This window comes from Afipia clevelandensis ATCC 49720 (assembly GCF_000336555.1).
GTDB classification, from domain to species: domain Bacteria; phylum Pseudomonadota; class Alphaproteobacteria; order Rhizobiales; family Xanthobacteraceae; genus Afipia; species Afipia clevelandensis.
In genome coordinates this window covers 722,763-741,385 of the sequence record NZ_KB375281.1, presented here as the reverse complement: position 1 = coordinate 741,385, position 18,623 = coordinate 722,763, and the positions used below count along the sequence as shown (strand labels likewise).

The following is an 18,623-nucleotide window of genomic DNA, read 5'->3' as shown; positions in this document are numbered from 1 at the left end:
TGCAAGGATCAATATCCCACCGTGAACCGCTGCCGCGAATGCGCGGGCTTCTCGACTTCATCAGCCATCGCAATGCCATAGTCCGCGAACGAAATGCTGCTGCCTTTCTCGTTGCTCAGAAGCTGATCCTTGCCGAGGCGAAACGTGCCGGTGCGCGGCCCGTCAAAAAACAACGCCGAGGGCGACAAGAACGTCCAGTCGAGGTCTTTTTCCTGACGCAGCAGCGCGAGGAAATCCCCGCCCTTGAGCGCTTCGGCCTTGTAGGCAGCCGGAAACTCCGGCGTCGTCACCAGCGCAACGCCGGGAGCGACCTCGAGGCTGCCCGCGCCGCCAACCACGAGATAACGCTTCACGCCCGCCGCCTTCACGGCGTCGATCAGCTTCTGCGGATCGCTTTGCAGGAAGTGCACCGCGCTGATGACGGCGTCGTGCCCTTTCAGCAATTCCGTGAGTCCGGCCGTGTCGAACACGTCGCCTTTCGTCGCGGTGACGTTCGCCGCGGGCGGCACCTTCTCCGGATTGCGGACAATGGCGGTAACCGCATGGCCGCGGCGAACGAGTTCCTTGAGGATTTCCGAGCCTGCGCGGCCGGTGGCTCCGATCAGTGCGATCTTCATGATTTGCGTCCCTTGGCTGATGTGGTATCTAATGGATACCAACTAACGAATGGACATCAGATGCCCCCAGGCAGCGCCGTTGTGAAGAAGGCACTTTTCCGAGACATGGTCCCTTCGGAGAAACCCCGGGCAGCGAAGGCTGCGCGTGGAAGCTGGCCCGCCAATCCCTACGCGGACGATTGTCCGACGCGATTGGTGCTCGATCGCATCGCGGACAAATGGACCGTGCTGCTGCTGATCCTGCTGTCCAGGCGGCCGTGGCGCTTCAACGAGCTGCGCCGGGAGATCGGCGGACTGACGCAGAAGATGGCGTCACAAACCCTGAAGGGTCTTGAGCGCGATGGCCTTGTCTCGCGCAAGGTCACGCCGACTGTTCCGGTGACAGTCGAGTATTCGATCACGCCGCTGGGGCGGACCTTGAGCGAGACCGTCGATGCGTTGCGCATCTGGGCCGAGCGGCACATGGGTGATGTCGCGAAAGCTCAAGTGCAATATGACCGAACCAAGGCAGGAACTGTGTAGATTTAGTCACACGCACGGGCTTTGTGCGAATGTTCTGCGTGCGTTCGCAAGAGTTGATGAAGCGTTTTCGGCTTGCGCGTTAGGATGGCACATCATCGGCGACAATCGATGAGACTTCGCCGGCGATGAAACTTCGAGCTCCCAAGATCAAGGAGAGCAATCATGCCAGCCTATGCACAGCATCACCAAAAGCGTCAGATTTTCCACGCGGCGATGGCCGTGTGTCCAAGCTGTCTGAGCCGTCCCATGCAGATCACGGAGGTTCAGCCTCATTGGGATCTGGCGCGCGTCGACTTCGTTTATGAATGCCCCGCCTGCTGCACCGAAGTCCGGGAAACAGTGGCAAAGCACTAATCCCATCGCACTTCCGCGGGGGGCGCCCGCGCCTATGAGAATCAGGGTGGTCCGACTACGGTGAGGCATGACCTATGTCTACCTCATCACCGCGATCATCCTTGAGGTGATCGGAACCTCCGCGCTGCAGGCGTCGGAGCAGTTCACCAGGCCCAAGCCGCTGATCCTGACCGCGCTCGGCTACGCGGCGTCGTTCTATTTCCTGTCGCTGGTGTTGCGCACCATGCCGGTCGGGATCGCTTACGCAATCTGGTCCGGTCTCGGCATCGTGCTCATCACCCTCGTCGGCCTCGTCTGGTTCGGCCAAAAGCTCGACATGCCAGCCGTCATCGGGCTTGCGCTCATCATCGCCGGCGTCGGCACCATCAACCTGTTTTCATCGACCGTTTCGCATTGATGCATTGGAGAGATCACGCATGGACAATCGCAACATTCTCTACGCCGTGGTCGGCGCCCTCGTGATCGCGGTCGCCGTGCTCGGCTACAAGGTCTATCAGGACAACCGGGAACCGAAGGGCCTGCAGATCAATGTCGGCCCTGGCGGAGTGAAAATTCAGAACAAGTGAGTTGCTGCATGACTGCATTTTCGTCGTCACGGACGCTGCTGCTTGGCGTATTTCTGTCAGCCGCTCTTGCCGCCACCGCGCGCGCCGACATTGTCGGCCGCGAATCCGACATCACCGACCTGCGGCTCGGCCAGAAGGTGTATGTCGACGATGGCTCCTGCCCCGCGGGCCAGATCAAGGAAATCAGCGGCCTGCGCCTCGGCGCAACAGGCGTCGAGCGCACCAAGAAATGCGTCGATCGCAAGGGAAAGCGCTAGATCGTTCGCCCACCGTCGACCGGCAACACTACGCCGGTGACGAAATCCGCATCGTCCGACGCCAGATAAACGCACGCTTTTGCAATATCGTCAGGCTGTGACATGCGGCCGAGCGGAATGGTCGCGATGAATTTTGCGCGGTTCTCCGGCGTATCGGGCACGCCCATGAAGGTTTCGAGGAGCGCCGTCTCGCCCATCACCGGCGCGACGCAATTGACGCGGATTCTGTCCGGCGCAAGCTCCGCCGCCATCGCGCCGGACAGCAAGTTCACCGCGCCCTTGGAGCCGTTGTACCAGGTCAATCCCGGCCGCGGGCGGATGCCGCCGGTCGAGCCGATGTTGATGATGCAGCCGCCGCCCTGCCTCCGCATCACCGGCACAACCGCATTGGTCATGTGAAAGATGGATTTGACGTTGACCGCGAACACGCGGTCAAACTCGTCCTCCGTCACATCCATGATCGGCTTGTTGCGGAACGACCAGCCTGCATTGTTCACGACGATGTCGAGCCGTCCGAATTTGTCGAGCGCCATCGCAACGGCCTTGTCGATATCGGGACGTTTGGAGACATCGCCTGCCATCGCGACCGCGCCTCCGGTATTCGCCGCAACGCGCGCCGCGCCCTCGCCGTTCAGATCGAGGATGACGACCTTGGCGCCTTCATCCACGAAATGCCGGGCGATGGCCGCACCGAAGCCCGACGCGCCGCCGGTGACCACCGCAACCTTGTCCTTGAGACGCATGTGTCCGCCCTTTGATGTTTGTTGTCGTTGCCCGCAAGCGTCGATCAAACGGTCGGCAAAGGCAAGCCGGGCATCTCAACAGCCACTAGCCCGAAATGTAGTCTCCGCATTTCTGGATAGTGTCGTTGGCGCCCCACGGCATGATCGGAACGGAGGACGTCGAGTTCTTCGGCGAGCCGTCGATCAGCTTGTCCGAGTAGACCATATAGACCAGCACATTGCGCTTGGCGTCGCAGCCGCGCACGATCTGCATTTTCTTGAAGAACAACGAGCGGCGCTGGCGGAACATATCCTCACCCTGGCTGGCCTTGGCCTTGAAACGGATCGGGCCGATCTGGCGGCAGGCCAGCGAGATGTCCGAGACCTGCTCGGCCAATCCCAGCCAGCCCTTGTAGCCGCCCTTCTCCGGCACGGTGAAATGACACGCCACGCCCTCCACGGCGGGATCATCCACGCCGTAGGTCGCGAGCTTGTCGTCCGGGCTCAGGAGCTTGAACACCGTGGAGCGACGGAAGATCAGGTCCGGCTCTTCAGCCGCAGCAGCCGGGGGTGCGGTGGCCAGGGCGGTCAGGGCGGCGGCCAACAGCGCAGCGGTCACGCGGATCGAACAGAAGGACATCTTCAGACTCCACAGGTCACAACAAGGCCCGGGAGACGCCCCGGGCCACGCCCCTCATGTGGGGTGCTTCGGCCGGGTTGGAAGGCACGGGATTGTGACCGTTAAGCGCTTTTGAAGGCGGAGCGGCTAGCATTTCAGCAACGTGAATCACGCAGAATGCGGTATCAGGCCGGATGAACATTTAGCCGGATGGCGACACCAATACTGGAATCATTTGAGGAATTTCGCGTGCTCGGCAATTGGTTACCCTTTTCGGAAGCCCTTCGGACCGGCTCCATCCTTTCATCCGGCGACGGCTTCGGTTCCCGTCCATCCCGTTCGGCGATCCGGAACTCGGCCTGGCTGGCCGCTGTGCTGACAACGGGTTTTGCCCTGCCCGCAGAGGCCCAGATCTATTGGCCGATGGACCCCGGCCGCAGCGTTTATGCCGAACCGCCGCATTACGCCGAACCGCGCCGTCACCGGATCGCCCGCCCAAGGCAGAAACTGCCTGAAGCGCCGAAGGATACGGCCAAACCGGTCGGCCCGATCACAGTCGCAATCTCGATCGAGAACCAGACCCTGAAGCTCTACGACCAGAACGGCCTGTTCGCGGAGTCTCCGGTGTCTACCGGCATGCGCGGACACTCAACGCCGATGGGCGTGTTCAGCATCATCCAGAAAAACAAATATCACCGCTCGAATATCTACAGCGGCGCGCCGATGCCCTACATGCAGCGCATCACATGGTCAGGCGTCGCCCTGCATGCGGGTGTTTTGCCCGGTTATCCCGCGTCCCACGGCTGCATCCGCATGCCGATGAACTTCGCGATGCGGATGTGGGGCTGGACCCGCATGGGTGCGCGCGTTGTCATCACACCGGGCGAAATCTCGCCGGCCGATATTTCCCATCCGCTGCTGATTGCACGCAAGCCTGACATAAAGCCTCTCGCTGCCGCGAGCGCACCGGAGAAGCATGCCGAGACGACGCCAAAAGCGGATCGCGCGTCGATTGTCGACGCCGCGGCTCACGAGAAGCCGCAATTGCGCCTGACCTCCCTTGAGGAGGGCCAGCCGATCCGTACCGCTGACGCCAGCGGCACGCTTCCGCAGAGGAACGACGCCGGCGACGTGGTCGTTGCGCAGCGCTGGGACGCAGGCCGCGATGGATCGCCCGCTCCTGAGGACAAGACTGAAGGCGCCAAGGATGAGAACAAGGATGCCTTAAAGGATGGCGCGAAGGACGGTGCTGTCGCCTCGACGAAAGATGGCGCAGATGCTGGCGGGGCCGCCAAGGACGATCCGGCCAGAGCCGATAGCAACTCTGACGACAAGCCCGCCGACGCCAAACCGGACGACAGGAAGACCGAAGCCCCCGCAGATTCTGCAAAGGAAGCGGCGGCGGACGCGCCAAAGGCCGAAAAGGATCAGGCCCGCGCCACCGATCATGTGCCCCCCGCCCATATCACGCTGCCGCTGGAAAGCTCGGCGGAGTTCATCGGCCCGGTGAAGCCGCGCAGCGGGCATATTGCCGTCTTCGTCAGCGGCAACGAGAACAAGATTTTCGTGCGGCAGAACTTCGAGCCGTGGTTTGAAGCGCCGGTGACCATCGCCGCCTCGGACCGTCCGCTCGGCACTCATGTGTTCACGGTGCGCGCTGACAAGGCTGATGCAGACGCATTGCGCTGGTCGGTGGTCTCGCTTCCGGCGCAGCCACACGCCGAAAACGCTCCGCGCCGCAAACGCGGTGAACCGGTGGTGGCAAGGGTGCCGGTCCAGCCGTCGTCCCCCACCGAAGCCCTCGACCGTTTGACCATTTCCGATGACGTCATGGTGCGGATCGCCTCGGCGCTGGCCCCGGGCGGCTCGATCACGGTATCGGATCGCGGCCTTGGCGACGAAACCGGCCGCGGCACGGACTTCATCGTCCCACTGCGTTAAACGAAGAAGCACATGGTTGGCTTTCAGCCGCACGTTAAGCTAGAACGCGCCGGTCATGACAGCTTCTCCCGATAGCAAGACCGCACCAGCCCTCAACGACCCGCGCCGCGATGCGCTCGCGCGGCTGACCCCATTCGGCTGGAACGGCGGCATGGCCGTCATCCTGATCGGGCTTGCGCTGTCATTTTTCCTCGCCGGCTATTTCGTCATTTACTGGCGCAATGCCGACATGGATTTCATGATCGTCTACAACGCGCTCGTCATGAACGACGGCAAGCCGCAGGCGTTCTTCGACCATCCGTCCTATTTCACTATCCTGTCGGTGAAGACCTGGTTTCAGTTCATGCATGCGCTGGGGCTGCTCGATGCGTGGAAACTGTCGTCCATCCCTTCCGCGCTGAACGTGCCCGGGTTCGACGCTGCGATGACCAGCGCCGTGCGCGCGGGCCGCATCGTGGCATGGCTGACCGCGACATTCTTTGTCGCTGTTTTTGCCGTACTCGCCCGCCGCGTTTTCCGCGACTGGCGGATTGCTTTACTGACCACATTCGCCTTTGCCTTCTCCGGCGGCATGGCGGTTCACATGCGCATCCTGCGCAGCGAACTGATCGCCGCATGCCTGTTCACCTTTGCGCTGATGCTGCTGATCGCGGCAGCCCGCCGCGCCGGCAACTGGCGGCCGTTGGCGATGGGCGCGGCCGCTGCGCTGTGCGTGCTCGGCATGGAGAACAAGGTTCAGATCATTCTGCTGATCGCCGCGCTGCCGGTCATCATGCTGCCTTTCGGTACAGCGGATGGCGCGAGCGCTGTGTTCTGGCGCCGCCCGGCGGCATGGCCGGCGGTTCTCCTTGCAGCCATGATCGCAGCCGGCATGCTTGCTCTGGCATGGCCGCTCATCGCTGCAGGCCTCGAACCTGAGTCCATCGACATCGCCCAGTTGCACCCGCTGATCGCGGGCCGGTTCGGAATCTATCAGATTGCCCTGCTGACATGGATCGGCATCGGCATGGTCGCTTTCGCGGCACTGTGGCGGGTGAGCGCGAGCGAAACGCTGGCGTCCATCTTCGCAATCGCCGCCGGTGCATCGCTCGGGCTGCTCGCGCTCTATATCGCGTTCGATCCGCAGAACGTGGTCGCCGTTATCAATCCTGTCGAGAAAATGCTGGTGTTTGCCGACGCGCCCGCGACATCGGCTACCGAAGGCGGAAAGATCTGGGCGGCGATTGCCCTGCTGTTCGACGGCGTCAAATCCGTGCTGCAGCGCTACACCTTTGTGCTTTTCACGTCGCCACGACCGACCGTGTTCCTGACCTGGCTGGTCTTCCCCGGCATCGTCTACGCCTGGATCAGGGGTGAGCGGCAAGCCGCCATTCAGGCCGCCATCCTTCTGTTGTCCGCCATCGGCATCGACGCACTCGGCGTTCGGCGCAATCTCAAGGCCGAATACTTCATCCTGACCGACCCGCTGATCATTCTGGCGGGCGCACTTCTGCTGGAGAGGCTGAACGATCTGCGGTTCAGCAAATGGGCCTATCCGATCGGCGCGGCGCTGATCGTTATTCATGTCGCCATCAGCCAGGCCGAACCGGTCAAGCATGTGATGAAGCGCAGCGGCCCGGAATATATCTGCGAGTGGAACGAGTATTACGAACCGCTGCTGCCGATGCCATGGTGCGACAAGCCGCCCAAGCACCCGTGAGGATCGTCACCGCTTCTTGAAACTCCTGAAGGCCTTGATCCGTTATCTTGATCGAGAGACCCTCAGGGAGCGCATCATGATCGACCGCCGAAGCGTGATAACGGCCATTGCCGCAGCCGCAGCACTTCCGTTCGCGCCGCGAGCCGCCTTCGCGCAGGCCGCGATGAGCCGCATGACGGCTTACGGCTTTTCCTTCCAGGGTCTCAAAGGCGGCGACATCCGCCTTGCCGACTATGCCGGCAAGCCGCTTCTGGTGGTGAACACCGCCTCGCTCTGCGGCTTCACGCCGCAATATGCCGGACTTGAAGACGTCTGGACGAAATTCAGGGACCGCGGGTTTATGGTGATCGGCGTGCCGTCGAACGACTTCGGCGCGCAGGAACCGGGCGGCGCAAGCGACATCGCCCACACCGCCGAACAGACCTATCACGTCAGCTTCCCGATGACGGCCAAGACGTCCGTGAAAGGCCCGAACGCCCATCCCTTTTACAAATGGGCGGCCACCGAACGTCCGTCCGATATTCCCGGCTGGAACTTCCACAAGTACCTCGTCGGCCGCGACGGCCATATTGCGGAAGCGTTCTCCTCACGCATCGAACCTACCGATACCCGTATCGTCACGGCCATCGCGCGCGCTTTAAACACCTGATCTCCCCCTGATTAACCCTGCCAACGCTCCTGTGGAAAATCGGTTGGCGCGATTTTCGTTGTGGGTCTAGGCTCACAATCGGGGACTACGTTGGCGTCCGACGGACCGGACGCGGGAGATTTTGCGTTCAGGGGTATTTGCGATGCGTATCAAGGCAACATTTTTCGCCGCCAGCGCCATTTCGGTCTGCGCTTTCACCAGCGCCTGGTCGCAGGCTCTTATCCCGCAGCGCACCACTCCACCCCCTGCGCCCGCCGCCGTTCCGGCGCCAGCGCCCGCCCCGACTCCCGCAGCAGCGGCACCCGCGCCTGCTCCGACTGCCGCAAAAGCCAACTGCGCCAACCCGAATGCCATCGGCGTGTCGCGCGTGGTGCAGATCGACACCACCGGCGGCCCTGGTTTCGGCTTTGAACATTTCAAGCAGCTCGACTTTCTGCGCGACAAGGAAGTGGTGCTGACATTCGATGACGGCCCCTGGCCGGTGAACACGCCGTCGGTGTTGAAGACGCTCGCCGAGGAATGCACCAAGGCGATCTTCTTCCCGATCGGCAAGCATGCGACCTACTATCCGGAAATCCTCAAGCATGTGGCCGCAGAAGGCCACACCATCGGCTCGCACACATGGTCGCACGCCAATCTCAACAACAAGAAGCTGACCGACGAGCAGCGCAAGGAAGAAATCGAGAAGGGATTCAGCGCCGTGAAGTGGGCGCTGGGCGCAGCCCCCTCGCCGCTGTTCCGCTTCCCCGCGCTCCAGCATCCGCCCGCAATGGTGACCTATCTCGGCGAACGCAACATCTCGATCTGGTCGTGCGACCTCGACTCCTTCGACTTCAAGGCGAGCAAGCCCGAGAAGATCGTCGACACCGTGATGCACAAGCTCGACAAGAACGGCAAGGGCATCATCCTGATGCACGACTTTCAGAAACATACAGGCGAAGCCTTGCCCGAACTCATGAAGCGGCTGAAGGCCGGCGGCTACAAGGTCGTTCAGGTGAAAGCGAAAGCGCCGGTGACCACCATCGCGCAATACGACGAGGAAGTGGTCAAGGGCCTCAAGCTGCCGACGGTCAGTTCGCGGCCACTCAACAGCGTGGTGCAGACCATCTCCGAATAGCGGCAAACCCGCACTTGCGGTCGTCCCGGAAATGGCTAAACCGCAACCCATGCGTATTGAAGGCTATGTAATTGTCTCCGCCGACGGCATGCTCGCCGATGCGAATGGCGTAATGCCCGCTTCGCTCAAGTTCGAGGCCGATCAGCGTTTTTTTGAATCCGCGCTCGACGCCGCCGACCTGATCGTCCACGGCAGAAACTCGTTCGAGGATCAGCCGCGCTCGCCTGAGCGCACGCGCATCATCCTGACGCGGAACATTCCGGCCCTCGCCGGGGATCCAGAGAATCCCAAGGCCACCTTATGGAATCCCGCAGGCGCCTCGTTTGAGGATGCTTGCCGGATGAGCGGTGTGACGGACGGGATTGCAGCGATTATCGGCGGGCCCGTCGTATTCGGGATGTTCATGGACCGCTATGACACATTCTGGCTGTCACAGGCGCACGGCCTGACCATTCCCGGCGGAATGGGCGGCTTTCCCGGCGTGCCGCAGCATTCGCCACAGGACATTCTCGCCGCTCACGGATTGAAGGCTGATGAAACGCGCGTGCTCGATGCGGACAACCGGGTCGACGTCACCGCATGGCGGCGAGGCTAGACGTCCGTGTAACGGCCGCTGTCTTCCATCGCCACAGGGCGCGGATAACCCGCAATCAACAGCAATCCGCCGATCAGGGACAGATTCTTCAGGGCGTGGATCATGTTGTTGATCTTGTCCGCGCCGGTCATGTCCCAGAAATTGTGGAAGTAGAACGTCGTCACCGCGACGAACAGGATCAGCAGCCAGGCGAAAGTCCGCGTGCCGAAGTTCAGCGCGATGAACAATCCGCCGATCACTTCCAGCGCGCCTGCAAGGATCGCGAGGAGTTGCGCGGTCGGCATGCCTGTCACGCCCTCGAGCTGGGCCGTATAGGGCATCAGCATCGACGGCAGAACCACCTTGTCCGTGATCGCCTGCGTGGTCGATGCGATATCGAACAGCTTGGACGCGCCCGAAAACACAAACAGGACGACGAACAGTACACGTCCGACCGTGACAATGGCTGGCATATGCGGCCCCGTTAAATCCCCAGAAGCAGGACTATACAGGAGTTCCCGTCAGCCGAATAGCGTTGGCTGCTGTCGTCCTGCCCGCTCCTGCGCCTCGACTGCCGCCACCGCCGTCATGTTGAGAATGCCGCGTGCCGTCACCGAGGGCGTCAGGATATGCGCCGGCCGCGCCGGCCCGATCAGGATCGGCCCCACCGGCAGGGCGTCCGCCAGAACCTTGATCATTTGATACGCGATGTTCGCTGCGTCGAGGTTCGGCATGATCAGGATATTGGCCGAGCCTTCGAGCCGGGAATGCGGCAGCACGAGTTGGCGCGACAGCGCTGTCAACGCGGAATCGCCCTGCATTTCACCGTCAGCCTCGATTTCCGGATGATCGTTCACCAGGATTTCGGTGGCGCGGCGCATCTTCTGGGCCGAGGCCGAGTCGTAGCTGCCGAAATCCGAGTGCGACAGGAACGCGACCTTCGGCTTAATTCCGAAACGCTGGACATGGACAGCGGCCAGCGCCGCCATTTCCGCCAGTTCCTCGGCGGTCGGATTAGGACGGATCTGCGTATCCGCAATGAAGTACGACCCCTTGCTGGTGATCACCAGCGCCAGTGCCGAATAGTCTGCCAGTCCCGGCGCAACGCCGATGATCTCACGGATGCGCCGCAGGTGGCTCATGTAGCGGCCATCGACGCCGCACAGCATGGCGTCGGCCTCGCCCCGCGCCACCGCCAGCGCCGCGATCACGGTCGCGTTGGTGCGCACCAAGGTCCGCGCGGCTTCCGGCGTGATGCCGTGCCGCCCGGCGAAATCGATATAACTTTGCACATAGGAGCGATAACGCGGATCGTCCTCGGGATTGATGAGGTCGAAATCGCTGCCGGGATTGATCGAGAGGCCGAACCGCTTGATGCGGGCCGCGACCACCGATGGACGCCCGACCAGAATGGGCCGCGCCAGCTTTTCCTCCAGCACCACCTGCACCGCGCGCAGCACGCGCTCGTCCTCGCCCTCGGCGTAGATCACGCGCACCGGCTGGGTCTTGGCTTTCGCGAACACCGGCTTCATCACAAGGCCGGAGCGGAACGCGAAGCGGTCGAGCTGACCGATATAGGCATCGAAGTCGGTAATCGGCCGCGTCGCAACGCCGGAGTCCATGGCGGCCTTGGCCACCGCAGGCGCCACGCGCAGGATCAGCCGCGGATCGAACGGCGACGGGATCAGCGAACCGGGACCGAAGCCCTGCGTCTCGCCGCCATCGAAGCGGACCACCACATCGGACGGTGGATCGCGGGCAAGCTGCGCCAGTGCGTCGACCGCGGCCACCTTCATCGCCTCGTTGATTGCCGTCGCGCCCACATCGAGCGCGCCGCGGAAGATAAAGGGGAAGCACAGGACGTTGTTGACCTGGTTCGGAAAGTCGGAGCGCCCGGTGCAGATCATCGCATCGGGGCGCGCCTTGCGCGCCTCGTCCGGCATGATCTCCGGATTCGGATTGGCCAGCGCCATCACCAACGGCTGGTCCGCCATCTGCTTGACCATCTCGGGCTTGAGCACGCCGCCCGCCGACACGCCGAGAAAAATGTCTGCGCCTGCGATCACGTCGCCCAGCGTGCGCTTGTCGGTCTTTTGCGCGTAGACCGCCTTCCACTTGTCCATCAGGGTGTTGCGGCCTTCATAGACAAGACCGTCGATGTCGCAAACCCAGATGTTCTTGCGCTGCGCACCGAGGGACACCAGAAGGTTGAGGCAGGCGATCGCTGCAGCGCCCGCGCCGGAAGCCACAATCTTGCAGTCTTCCAGCTTCTTGCCGTTGATCATCAGCGCATTGCGAACCGCCGCGCAGACGATAATGGCGGTGCCATGCTGGTCATCGTGGAACACGGGGATTTTCATCCGCGCCTTGAGTTGCTCCTCGATCTCGAAGCACTCAGGCCCCTTGATATCTTCAAGGTTGATGCCGCCGAAGGTCGGCTCCAGCGCCGCCACTGTGTCCACCACGCGCGCGATGGTGTCCGCCGCGATTTCAATGTCGAACACATCGATGCCGGCGAACTTCTTGAACAGAACCGCCTTGCCTTCCATCACCGGCTTGGATGCAAGCGGGCCGATGTTGCCGAGGCCGAGCACAGCAGTGCCGTTGCTGACGACGGCAACCAGATTGGAGCGGATCGTGAGTTCAGCAGCCTGTTGCGGATCAGCCGCGATGGCCTCGCATGCCGCGGCGACACCCGGCGAATAGGCCAGCGCAAGGTCACGCTGGTTCGCGAGAGGCTTGGTCGCCTGTATTTCGAGCTTACCGGGCCGTGGAAGGCGATGATACGACAGCGCCGCAAGGCGCAGTTCTTCCGATAACGTCGACGCCATATCCACTCCCGGTCTCTTATCAGCCCGCCTTCCGGCGGACTGTTTAGTCCCGTCTTGCGACGGTTATGCGATTCAACTTTGCGGCAGATTGAGCCGGATATGAAGCTCGCGCAACTGCTTCAGCGAGACTTCCGATGGCGCGCCCATGAGCAGATCTTCGGCACGTTGATTCATCGGGAAAAGCGAAATCTCGCGCAGGTTGTTCGTACCGCAAAGCAACATGACAATGCGGTCGACACCGGCGGCCATGCCGCCATGCGGCGGTGCGCCATACTGGAACGCCCGGTACATGCCGCCGAAACGCTCGATGACCGTTTCCTCGCCATAGCCTGCGATCTCGAAGGCCTTCACCATCGCCTGCGGGCGATGGTTGCGGATGCCGCCAGACGCGATCTCGTAGCCGTTGCAGGCGATGTCGTACTGGAACGCCTTGATGGTCAGCGGGTCCTGCGTTTCCAGCGCTTCGAGGCCGCCCTGCGGCATCGAGAACGGGTTGTGCGAGAAGTCGACCTTCTTGTCTTCCTCGTTGTACTCATACATCGGGAAGTCGACGATCCAGGCGAGCTCGAACCGGTCCTTGTCGATCAGGTTGAGTTCTTCACCCAGCTTCGTGCGCGCGAGACCTGCGAACTTCCAGAATTTCGACGGATCGCCCGCGACGAAGAACGCCGCATCGCCTTCCTTCAGACCAAGCTGATCGCGGATCGCGGCGGTGCGCTCTGGTCCGATGTTGTTGGCAAGCGGGCCTGCGCCCTCGCCGCCTTCACGCCACATGATGTAGCCAAGGCCCGGCTGGCCTTCGCCCTGCGCCCACGAGTTCATGCGATCGCAGAACGCGCGCGAACCGCCGCCCGGTCCGGGAATCGCCCAGACCTGATTGGTCGCGTCTTCGAGCATGCGCGCGAACACCTTGAAGCCCGAGCCGCGGAAGTGTTCGGACACATCCTGCATCACCAGAGGATTGCGAAGATCCGGCTTGTCGGTACCGTACTTGCGCAGGCTTTCAGCGAACGGAATGCGCGGCCACTTCTTGGTGACCGGCTTGCCGTTGGCGAACTCCTCGAACACGCCGGTAATCACCGGCTCCATCGCAGCGAACACGTCTTCCTGCGTGACGAAGCTCATCTCCAGATCGAGCTGGTAGAACTCGCCTGGCAGACGGTCTGCGCGCGGGTCTTCGTCGCGGAAGCATGGTGCGATCTGGAAGTAACGGTCGAAGCCCGACATCATCAGCAGTTGCTTGTACTGCTGCGGCGCCTGCGGCAGCGCATAGAACTTGCCGGGATGAATGCGTGACGGCACGAGGAAGTCGCGCGCGCCTTCCGGCGACGATGCGGTGAGGATCGGCGTCTGGAATTCAAAGAAGCCGGCCTTCTTCATCCGCGCGCGCATCGAGTCGACGATGGCGCCGCGGGTCATGATGTTCTGGTGCAGCTTTTCGCGGCGCAGATCGAGGAAGCGGTACTTGAGACGGATTTCCTCGGGATATTCCTGATCGCCGAACACCGGCATCGGCAGTTCGCCCGCCTCGCCCAGCACTTCGATCTCGTTGATGAAGACCTCGACGATGCCAGTCGGCAATTCGGGATTGTCGGTGCCCTCGGGACGGCGGCGGACCTTGCCGTCGATCTTGACCACCCACTCGGCGCGCAGCTTCTCGGCGAGGCTGAAGGCCTTCGAGTCCGGATCCACCACGCACTGGGTCATGCCGTAGTGATCGCGCAGGTCGATAAACAGCAGGCCGCCATGGTCGCGGATGCGGTGGCACCAGCCTGAGAGCCGGACGTCCTGGCCGATGTCGGCTTCGCGGAGCGCGCCGCAGGTGTGGGAACGATAACGATGCATGGAAATCCTGGAAATCGGCGGTCAGAGGCAAGAATCAGGGAGTGCGGGGAGTATCCCGCGCGCGCAGGGTTTACCCGAGCGAAGGGAACGCGGCAACCGGATGGTGCCGCCTCGCCTCCCGAATGGCGGGAAAAAGATTAATAAAAACAACGAATCTGTCGTCAGACGGACGGGCTGCCCGCTAGTTGTCGTCCGCGTCCCTCTGTCCCTGCTCGATCACGATGGTCGGGACGCCGAATGTCCCGGTCCGAACCGTGAAAACCCGGGTACCCGGCTTGCGACCCTCACGGACCTCGGAGACCTCCAGACCGGCCTCCTGAAGCCGCTTGCGTGTCGCCTCGACATCCGCCACCCGCCAGGACACCCCGTAAATCTTGTCAGGGCCATCGCCCCTGCCGTCCTTGAGCCGATGGATGATCTCGAACACCAGCCCGCCCGTCCTGAAAAACAGGAAGCGCGTGCCGATTGCAGGGATGGTCCGGTCCAGCTTCATGTCGAGGCCGAGGCGCGCACCATAAAGTGCCGCGGTCCGATCCGGATCGGGCGTTGCGATCACAAGATGATCGAGCATGGAGACGGCTGCGGATGCGGTCTCCTTCGAGCGCGCGAACCTCTCGTTACGCTGGAGAAAAAACAGCCGGATGCCGTGGGTCGATTCAGCCGATGCACGGGTGCGCTTCCAGGTCAGCGTGCGGCCGGATTCGAGATCGGTGCTGCTCCCCTCGCCGATCTCCTCCGGTGCAAGGCCGAGCCGCGTCAGACGATGATACGCCTTCGCGATATCATCGACCGCGAATGCGAGGCTGGCGAGTCCTTCGCCCTGTTTGTCCAGCGCGGCGCGCACCCGGTCGGCGGCATCACCTTCGCCGGACGGCGCCATAAGTTCGACCGACGTGTTATCCAGCGTGAAAATTGCACTTGCCGCGCCATTGCTCTCCGCGCGCCATGCTGGTGCGCAGCCAAGCAGTGTCTGATAACCGGCAACGCCGGCTTCAATATCGCGGACGAGAATGACGGCGTGATCGAGTCCAATAATCATGGTGAGGAAGCTCGCAGGTGGAGCCGCACCTAATCATGCCGCCGCGCGCAATGCAGCCCCATTGCCGCAACGCATAGCTAGGTTGATTTCACATCGCGGAATGCTGTTTCACCGGTCCTGACGGCAGCGCCATTCCCTCTTGCCCCTGACCTTGATGCGCTCGTCGGGACGGCAATTTTCGGACAGGTCGATATCCTGATACGTCCGGATCTTCACCCCGGCATTAATCGTGTTGTTGAGATTGACGTGAGGCCGGATCGGAATGTACGTGCCGGTGTTGACGTTGAGATTGTTCGCCAGCGCCATGCCGGAAATCAGCACAGTGGCGAAAACGGCGGCTCCGACGCCGATCCTGCGTTTCCCAGTCATGACCGTCGGTCCTTCCCCTCTGGAATAGTGCGTTGCGATACCAATCCATTGGTCGCGCTTCCCGTTCCGCCGGTTCAGGGGGTACTGGAATTGTCCCGGAAATTGTACCTGTCATGTCCTGTGGGCTTGCCCGATGGGCCGATTTTCGCATGGAAAATTCCGCCCAAGGCGTTCATAACCCCCTGCATGGAAATGATCACCACCACTGACGAACTCGCCTCCGTCTGCAATCGCCTCGCCAAACACCGCGTCATCACCGTCGATACCGAGTTTTTGCGCGAAACCACCTACTATCCGCTGCTCTGTGTCGTGCAAATGGCCAGCGCGGATGAAGCTGTCGTGATCGACGCGCTCGCCGACGGCATCGACCTGAAACCGTTTTTCGACCTGATGGCCAACGAGAGCGTGCTGAAGGTGTTCCACGCCGCGCGGCAGGACATCGAGATCATCTTTCATCGCGCCGGGATCATTCCGCATCCGGTGTTCGATACCCAGGTTGCCGCCATGGTGCTCGGCTATGGCGACAGCATCGCCTACGACCAGTTGGTCGAGCGCATCACCGGTCACCGTCCCGATAAAACACATCGTTTCACCGACTGGTCGAATCGTCCGCTGACGCAGGACCAGATCACCTATGCGGTCGCGGACGTCACCCATTTGCGCGATGTGTTTGCAGCGCTCGACGCCGACCTCAAGAAGCGCGGCCGCAGCGAATGGGTCAGCGAGGAAATGGAAATCCTCACCTCGCCCAAAACCTATGACGTCCATCCCGAGCGCGCATGGGAACGCCTCAAGACCCGCGTCCGCAAGCCGAAGGATCTCGCGGTTCTGATGGAAGTCGCCGCCTGGCGCGAACAGGAAGCGCAGAGCCGCGACGTCCCCCGCTCGCGCGTGCTGAAAGACGACGCCATCGGCGATATCGCGACCCACGCGCCAACCTCGCTGGAGCGTCTCGCCAACCTGCGCTCGCTGCCGAAGGGTTTCGACAAATCCAAATGGGGGCAGGACATCATTGCTGCCGTCAAGCGCGGCATCGCGCGCGATCTGACCAAGCTGCCAAAGCTCGACAAATCACGCGGCAATGCCAATGGCGGCGCGACGGTTGAACTGCTGAAAGTCCTGCTGCGCATGACCTCCGAACGGCATGCCGTCGCCAGCAAGGTTATCGCAACTGTGGACGATCTCGAACAGATCGCTCTGGATGACAATGCCGACGTCGCCGCGCTCCATGGCTGGCGCCGCGAACTTTTCGGCGAAGCCGCGCTGGCTTTGAAGAAAGGCCGCCTCGCGCTGGCTATCGACAAGGGCCGTGTGGTGCGGGTCGATCGGGACTGAATCTGCCCGTCATTGCGCGCGAAGCAAAGCAATCCATTCGTCTTTTATCAGGCAAAAACGGATTGCTTCGTCGCTAAACCTGCTTGCAATGATACGTGCAACATTCGTCACCGCGTTTTTCTGAAAGTCAGATTGATGCGCTGATTACCGAGCAGCGGATGCTCGCCGTCCGCCAGCGGCATCACGCCATGATAGGCCAGCCGCGCCGAACCGCCCCAAACCACAACATCGCCGTGCGCAAGCCTGTAACGCGTTGTCTTGTCATTGCGGTTCAGTCCGCCGAACAGAAATGTCGCCGGCAAACCCAGCGATACCGATACGATCGGCGCGTTGAAGTCCAGTTCGTCCTTGTCCTGATGCAGCGACAGTTTCGCGCCAGGCTCATAGCGATTGATCAGGCAGGCGTCGGGGCGGAAATCCGCAAAGCCCGCCCCGTCCGCGGCGCGCAACGCCAGATCGGCAAATGTCTCGGGCATGGACGGCCACGGCAGTCCGCTGTCGGGATCGTTCGTATCGTAGCGATAGCCGGTGCGGTCGCTGACCCACCCCACCCGTCCGCAATTGGTCATCGCCACCGACATGCGGTGACCGCCGGGCGTGACCAGATGACGGAACGGCGCACGCGCGATGATTGCCGCTACGGCTTCGATCAGCGCCGCTTCAAGCGGCCGTGCGAAACCTGCAAGCAGCATCGCACCAGGCGCGAGCTGCACGTCGCGTTGTTCGCTCTCGACAATGCTGTCGAACAAATCCATCGGCATGATTCCCGGCTTGAGAGACCTTACGCCGGGACCGCCTCACTTCGCATCATGGAAAATGATGCCGACGGTGTGCCGGTGACCCGAGCGCAACTGGCTGACGCCATGACGAAGATTGACGCGATAGGTTCCGCGCGTGCCCTTTACGGGCCTATGATGAACCGCGAATACCACCGCGTCGCCCTGCTTCAGCGGCACCACTGCTGCGCGCGACTGCATCCGGGGACGCTGCTCGGTCAGCACGAACTCGCCGCCGGTGAAATCCTGCTCCGGTTGCGATAGCAGAATCGCGACCTGCAGCGGGAACACGTGCTCGCCATAAATATCCTGATGCAGGCAGTTGTAATCGCCCGCACCGTACTGAAGAAGCAGCGGCGTCGGCCGCGTCTGCCCCGCCTTGTGGCAGCGCTTGATGAAATCGGCGTGTTCGGCGGGATAGCGAACCTCTATTGCCATCGCCTCGTTCCAGCGATTGGCAATCGGCGCCAGCCGCGGATAGAGCGCCGTGCGCAGTTCTGCGATGATATCCGGGAGCGGATAGGAAAAGTATTTGTACTCGCCTCGCCCAAAGCCATGCCGCCCCATGATGATGTGGCTGCGGAAGACATCCGTCTCGCCGTAAATATTCGCGAGCGCGCGGCACTCGCCGGCGGAGAGTAATCCGTTCAGCACGGCCCAGCCGTTGCCGTCGAGATGCGTGGCAACACCTGACCAATCCTGCGCCGCGATGCGCGGCGGCTCGGTCATTGTTGAAGTTTTCGCTTTTGCTGCGGCGACCATGATCGGCTCCTGTGTGATGAGCCGGACTA

At 62.1% G+C, this 18,623-nt stretch carries 21 protein-coding genes; 11 read left to right on the top strand and 10 right to left on the bottom strand.

Annotated elements, in window-relative coordinates; genetic code table 11:
* Positions 1 to 8 precede the first annotated feature (8 nt).
* On the bottom strand, positions 9 to 617 hold the full coding sequence (locus HMPREF9696_RS03370; protein ID WP_002711544.1) for an NAD(P)-dependent oxidoreductase: 609 nt from the start codon (positions 615 to 617) through the stop codon (positions 9 to 11).
* Between the two features lie 60 nt (positions 618 to 677).
* Between HMPREF9696_RS03370 and HMPREF9696_RS03365 the strand changes: the two genes are divergently transcribed.
* The 5 genes from HMPREF9696_RS03365 (at position 678) to HMPREF9696_RS03355 (ending at position 2,316) form a co-directional block, all read left to right on the top strand.
* Positions 678 to 1,139, top strand: a complete 462-nt coding sequence (locus HMPREF9696_RS03365; protein ID WP_002711543.1) for a winged helix-turn-helix transcriptional regulator — start codon at positions 678 to 680, stop codon at positions 1,137 to 1,139.
* 162 nt (positions 1,140 to 1,301) lie between these two features.
* Positions 1,302 to 1,493, top strand: coding sequence for a hypothetical protein (locus HMPREF9696_RS21155; RefSeq protein WP_002711542.1), 192 nt, complete (start codon positions 1,302 to 1,304; stop codon positions 1,491 to 1,493).
* A gap of 67 nt (positions 1,494 to 1,560) precedes the next feature.
* Complete coding sequence (locus tag HMPREF9696_RS03360) at positions 1,561 to 1,890, top strand: DMT family transporter (protein ID WP_002711541.1); 330 nt, start codon at positions 1,561 to 1,563, stop codon at positions 1,888 to 1,890.
* A gap of 19 nt (positions 1,891 to 1,909) precedes the next feature.
* Positions 1,910 to 2,059 carry a hypothetical protein gene (locus HMPREF9696_RS21755; protein WP_002711540.1) on the top strand — a complete coding sequence of 50 codons (150 nt, stop codon included), beginning with the start codon at positions 1,910 to 1,912 and terminating at the stop codon, positions 2,057 to 2,059.
* An 8-nt stretch (positions 2,060 to 2,067) separates the two neighbouring features.
* A complete protein-coding gene (locus tag HMPREF9696_RS03355; RefSeq protein WP_002711539.1) occupies positions 2,068 to 2,316 on the top strand; it encodes a DUF6719 family protein in 249 nt (82 codons plus the stop codon).
* Here the strand turns inward: HMPREF9696_RS03355 and HMPREF9696_RS03350 are convergent.
* Positions 2,313 to 3,059, bottom strand: coding sequence for a glucose 1-dehydrogenase (locus HMPREF9696_RS03350; protein WP_002711538.1), 747 nt, complete (start codon positions 3,057 to 3,059; stop codon positions 2,313 to 2,315). The genes HMPREF9696_RS03355 and HMPREF9696_RS03350 overlap by 4 nt on opposite strands.
* An 85-nt stretch (positions 3,060 to 3,144) precedes the next feature.
* Complete coding sequence (locus HMPREF9696_RS03345) at positions 3,145 to 3,678, bottom strand: CreA family protein (protein ID WP_002711537.1); 534 nt, start codon at positions 3,676 to 3,678, stop codon at positions 3,145 to 3,147.
* A gap of 189 nt (positions 3,679 to 3,867) precedes the next feature.
* On the opposite strand from HMPREF9696_RS03345, the gene HMPREF9696_RS03340 reads away from it, so the two are divergent.
* From HMPREF9696_RS03340 to HMPREF9696_RS03320, 5 genes are all read left to right on the top strand, one after another.
* Positions 3,868 to 5,598, top strand: a complete 1,731-nt coding sequence (locus tag HMPREF9696_RS03340) for a L,D-transpeptidase (RefSeq protein ID WP_051053208.1) — start codon at positions 3,868 to 3,870, stop codon at positions 5,596 to 5,598.
* Between the two features lie 55 nt (positions 5,599 to 5,653).
* A complete protein-coding gene (locus HMPREF9696_RS03335) occupies positions 5,654 to 7,297 on the top strand; it encodes a hypothetical protein (RefSeq protein ID WP_002711535.1) in 1,644 nt (547 codons plus the stop codon).
* A gap of 76 nt (positions 7,298 to 7,373) precedes the next feature.
* Positions 7,374 to 7,946 carry a glutathione peroxidase gene (locus HMPREF9696_RS03330; protein ID WP_002711534.1) on the top strand — a complete coding sequence of 191 codons (573 nt, stop codon included), beginning with the start codon at positions 7,374 to 7,376 and terminating at the stop codon, positions 7,944 to 7,946.
* Between the two features lie 142 nt (positions 7,947 to 8,088).
* Complete coding sequence (locus tag HMPREF9696_RS03325) at positions 8,089 to 9,063, top strand: polysaccharide deacetylase family protein (RefSeq protein WP_002711533.1); 975 nt, start codon at positions 8,089 to 8,091, stop codon at positions 9,061 to 9,063.
* Positions 9,064 to 9,112: 49 nt separating this feature from the next.
* Entirely contained in the window at positions 9,113 to 9,658 is a 546-nt protein-coding gene (locus tag HMPREF9696_RS03320) for a dihydrofolate reductase family protein (protein WP_002711532.1), read from the top strand.
* On the opposite strand, the gene HMPREF9696_RS03315 is transcribed toward HMPREF9696_RS03320, so the two are convergent.
* From HMPREF9696_RS03315 to HMPREF9696_RS03295, 5 genes are all read right to left on the bottom strand, one after another.
* Positions 9,655 to 10,110, bottom strand: a complete 456-nt coding sequence (locus tag HMPREF9696_RS03315) for a DoxX family protein (RefSeq protein ID WP_002711531.1) — start codon at positions 10,108 to 10,110, stop codon at positions 9,655 to 9,657. The two genes, HMPREF9696_RS03320 and HMPREF9696_RS03315, sit on opposite strands and share 4 nt — an antisense overlap.
* Positions 10,111 to 10,158: 48 nt before the next feature.
* Positions 10,159 to 12,468, bottom strand: a complete 2,310-nt coding sequence (locus tag HMPREF9696_RS03310) for an NADP-dependent malic enzyme (RefSeq protein WP_002711530.1) — start codon at positions 12,466 to 12,468, stop codon at positions 10,159 to 10,161.
* A 72-nt stretch (positions 12,469 to 12,540) separates the two neighbouring features.
* Entirely contained in the window at positions 12,541 to 14,313 is a 1,773-nt protein-coding gene (aspS, locus tag HMPREF9696_RS03305; RefSeq protein WP_002711529.1) for an aspartate--tRNA ligase, read from the bottom strand.
* Positions 14,314 to 14,494: 181 nt separating this feature from the next.
* Positions 14,495 to 15,352 (bottom strand): VOC family protein, encoded by an 858-nt coding sequence (locus HMPREF9696_RS03300; protein WP_002711528.1) that lies wholly within the window; start codon positions 15,350 to 15,352, stop codon positions 14,495 to 14,497.
* A 108-nt stretch (positions 15,353 to 15,460) separates the two neighbouring features.
* A complete protein-coding gene (locus HMPREF9696_RS03295; protein WP_002711527.1) occupies positions 15,461 to 15,721 on the bottom strand; it encodes a hypothetical protein in 261 nt (86 codons plus the stop codon).
* Between the two features lie 186 nt (positions 15,722 to 15,907).
* Between HMPREF9696_RS03295 and rnd the strand changes: the two genes are divergently transcribed.
* Entirely contained in the window at positions 15,908 to 17,056 is a 1,149-nt protein-coding gene (gene rnd / locus HMPREF9696_RS03290; protein ID WP_002711526.1) for a ribonuclease D, read from the top strand.
* Positions 17,057 to 17,163: 107 nt separating this feature from the next.
* Here rnd and alkB read toward each other — a convergent pair whose 3' ends face one another.
* The gene (gene alkB, locus HMPREF9696_RS03285) at positions 17,164 to 17,817 is read right to left on the bottom strand and encodes a DNA oxidative demethylase AlkB (protein WP_174309444.1); all 654 of its coding nucleotides are present in this window, start codon (positions 17,815 to 17,817) and stop codon (positions 17,164 to 17,166) included.
* Between the two features lie 36 nt (positions 17,818 to 17,853).
* Complete coding sequence (locus HMPREF9696_RS03280) at positions 17,854 to 18,594, bottom strand: 2OG-Fe(II) oxygenase (RefSeq protein WP_002711524.1); 741 nt, start codon at positions 18,592 to 18,594, stop codon at positions 17,854 to 17,856.
* Positions 18,595 to 18,623 lie beyond the last annotated feature (29 nt).

Coding starts and splice junctions, on each gene's coding strand:
- HMPREF9696_RS03320 (WP_002711532.1), top strand. CDS start 9,113: ATGCGTATTGAAGGCTATGTAATTGTCTCCGCCGACGGCATGCTCGCC.
- HMPREF9696_RS03325 (WP_002711533.1), top strand. CDS start 8,089: ATGCGTATCAAGGCAACATTTTTCGCCGCCAGCGCCATTTCGGTCTGC.
- HMPREF9696_RS03355 (WP_002711539.1), top strand. CDS start 2,068: ATGACTGCATTTTCGTCGTCACGGACGCTGCTGCTTGGCGTATTTCTG.
- HMPREF9696_RS03310 (WP_002711530.1), bottom strand. CDS start 12,468: ATGGCGTCGACGTTATCGGAAGAACTGCGCCTTGCGGCGCTGTCGTAT.
- HMPREF9696_RS03295 (WP_002711527.1), bottom strand. CDS start 15,721: ATGACTGGGAAACGCAGGATCGGCGTCGGAGCCGCCGTTTTCGCCACT.
- alkB (WP_174309444.1), bottom strand. CDS start 17,817: ATGCCGATGGATTTGTTCGACAGCATTGTCGAGAGCGAACAACGCGAC.
- HMPREF9696_RS03330 (WP_002711534.1), top strand. CDS start 7,374: ATGATCGACCGCCGAAGCGTGATAACGGCCATTGCCGCAGCCGCAGCA.
- rnd (WP_002711526.1), top strand. CDS start 15,908: ATGGAAATGATCACCACCACTGACGAACTCGCCTCCGTCTGCAATCGC.
- aspS (WP_002711529.1), bottom strand. CDS start 14,313: ATGCATCGTTATCGTTCCCACACCTGCGGCGCGCTCCGCGAAGCCGAC.
- HMPREF9696_RS03300 (WP_002711528.1), bottom strand. CDS start 15,352: ATGATTATTGGACTCGATCACGCCGTCATTCTCGTCCGCGATATTGAA.
- HMPREF9696_RS03360 (WP_002711541.1), top strand. CDS start 1,561: ATGACCTATGTCTACCTCATCACCGCGATCATCCTTGAGGTGATCGGA.
- HMPREF9696_RS03340 (WP_051053208.1), top strand. CDS start 3,868: ATGGCGACACCAATACTGGAATCATTTGAGGAATTTCGCGTGCTCGGC.
- HMPREF9696_RS21755 (WP_002711540.1), top strand. CDS start 1,910: ATGGACAATCGCAACATTCTCTACGCCGTGGTCGGCGCCCTCGTGATC.
- HMPREF9696_RS21155 (WP_002711542.1), top strand. CDS start 1,302: ATGCCAGCCTATGCACAGCATCACCAAAAGCGTCAGATTTTCCACGCG.
- HMPREF9696_RS03345 (WP_002711537.1), bottom strand. CDS start 3,678: ATGTCCTTCTGTTCGATCCGCGTGACCGCTGCGCTGTTGGCCGCCGCC.
- HMPREF9696_RS03280 (WP_002711524.1), bottom strand. CDS start 18,594: ATGGTCGCCGCAGCAAAAGCGAAAACTTCAACAATGACCGAGCCGCCG.
- HMPREF9696_RS03370 (WP_002711544.1), bottom strand. CDS start 617: ATGAAGATCGCACTGATCGGAGCCACCGGCCGCGCAGGCTCGGAAATC.
- HMPREF9696_RS03315 (WP_002711531.1), bottom strand. CDS start 10,110: ATGCCAGCCATTGTCACGGTCGGACGTGTACTGTTCGTCGTCCTGTTT.
- HMPREF9696_RS03350 (WP_002711538.1), bottom strand. CDS start 3,059: ATGCGTCTCAAGGACAAGGTTGCGGTGGTCACCGGCGGCGCGTCGGGC.
- HMPREF9696_RS03335 (WP_002711535.1), top strand. CDS start 5,654: ATGACAGCTTCTCCCGATAGCAAGACCGCACCAGCCCTCAACGACCCG.
- HMPREF9696_RS03365 (WP_002711543.1), top strand. CDS start 678: ATGCCCCCAGGCAGCGCCGTTGTGAAGAAGGCACTTTTCCGAGACATG.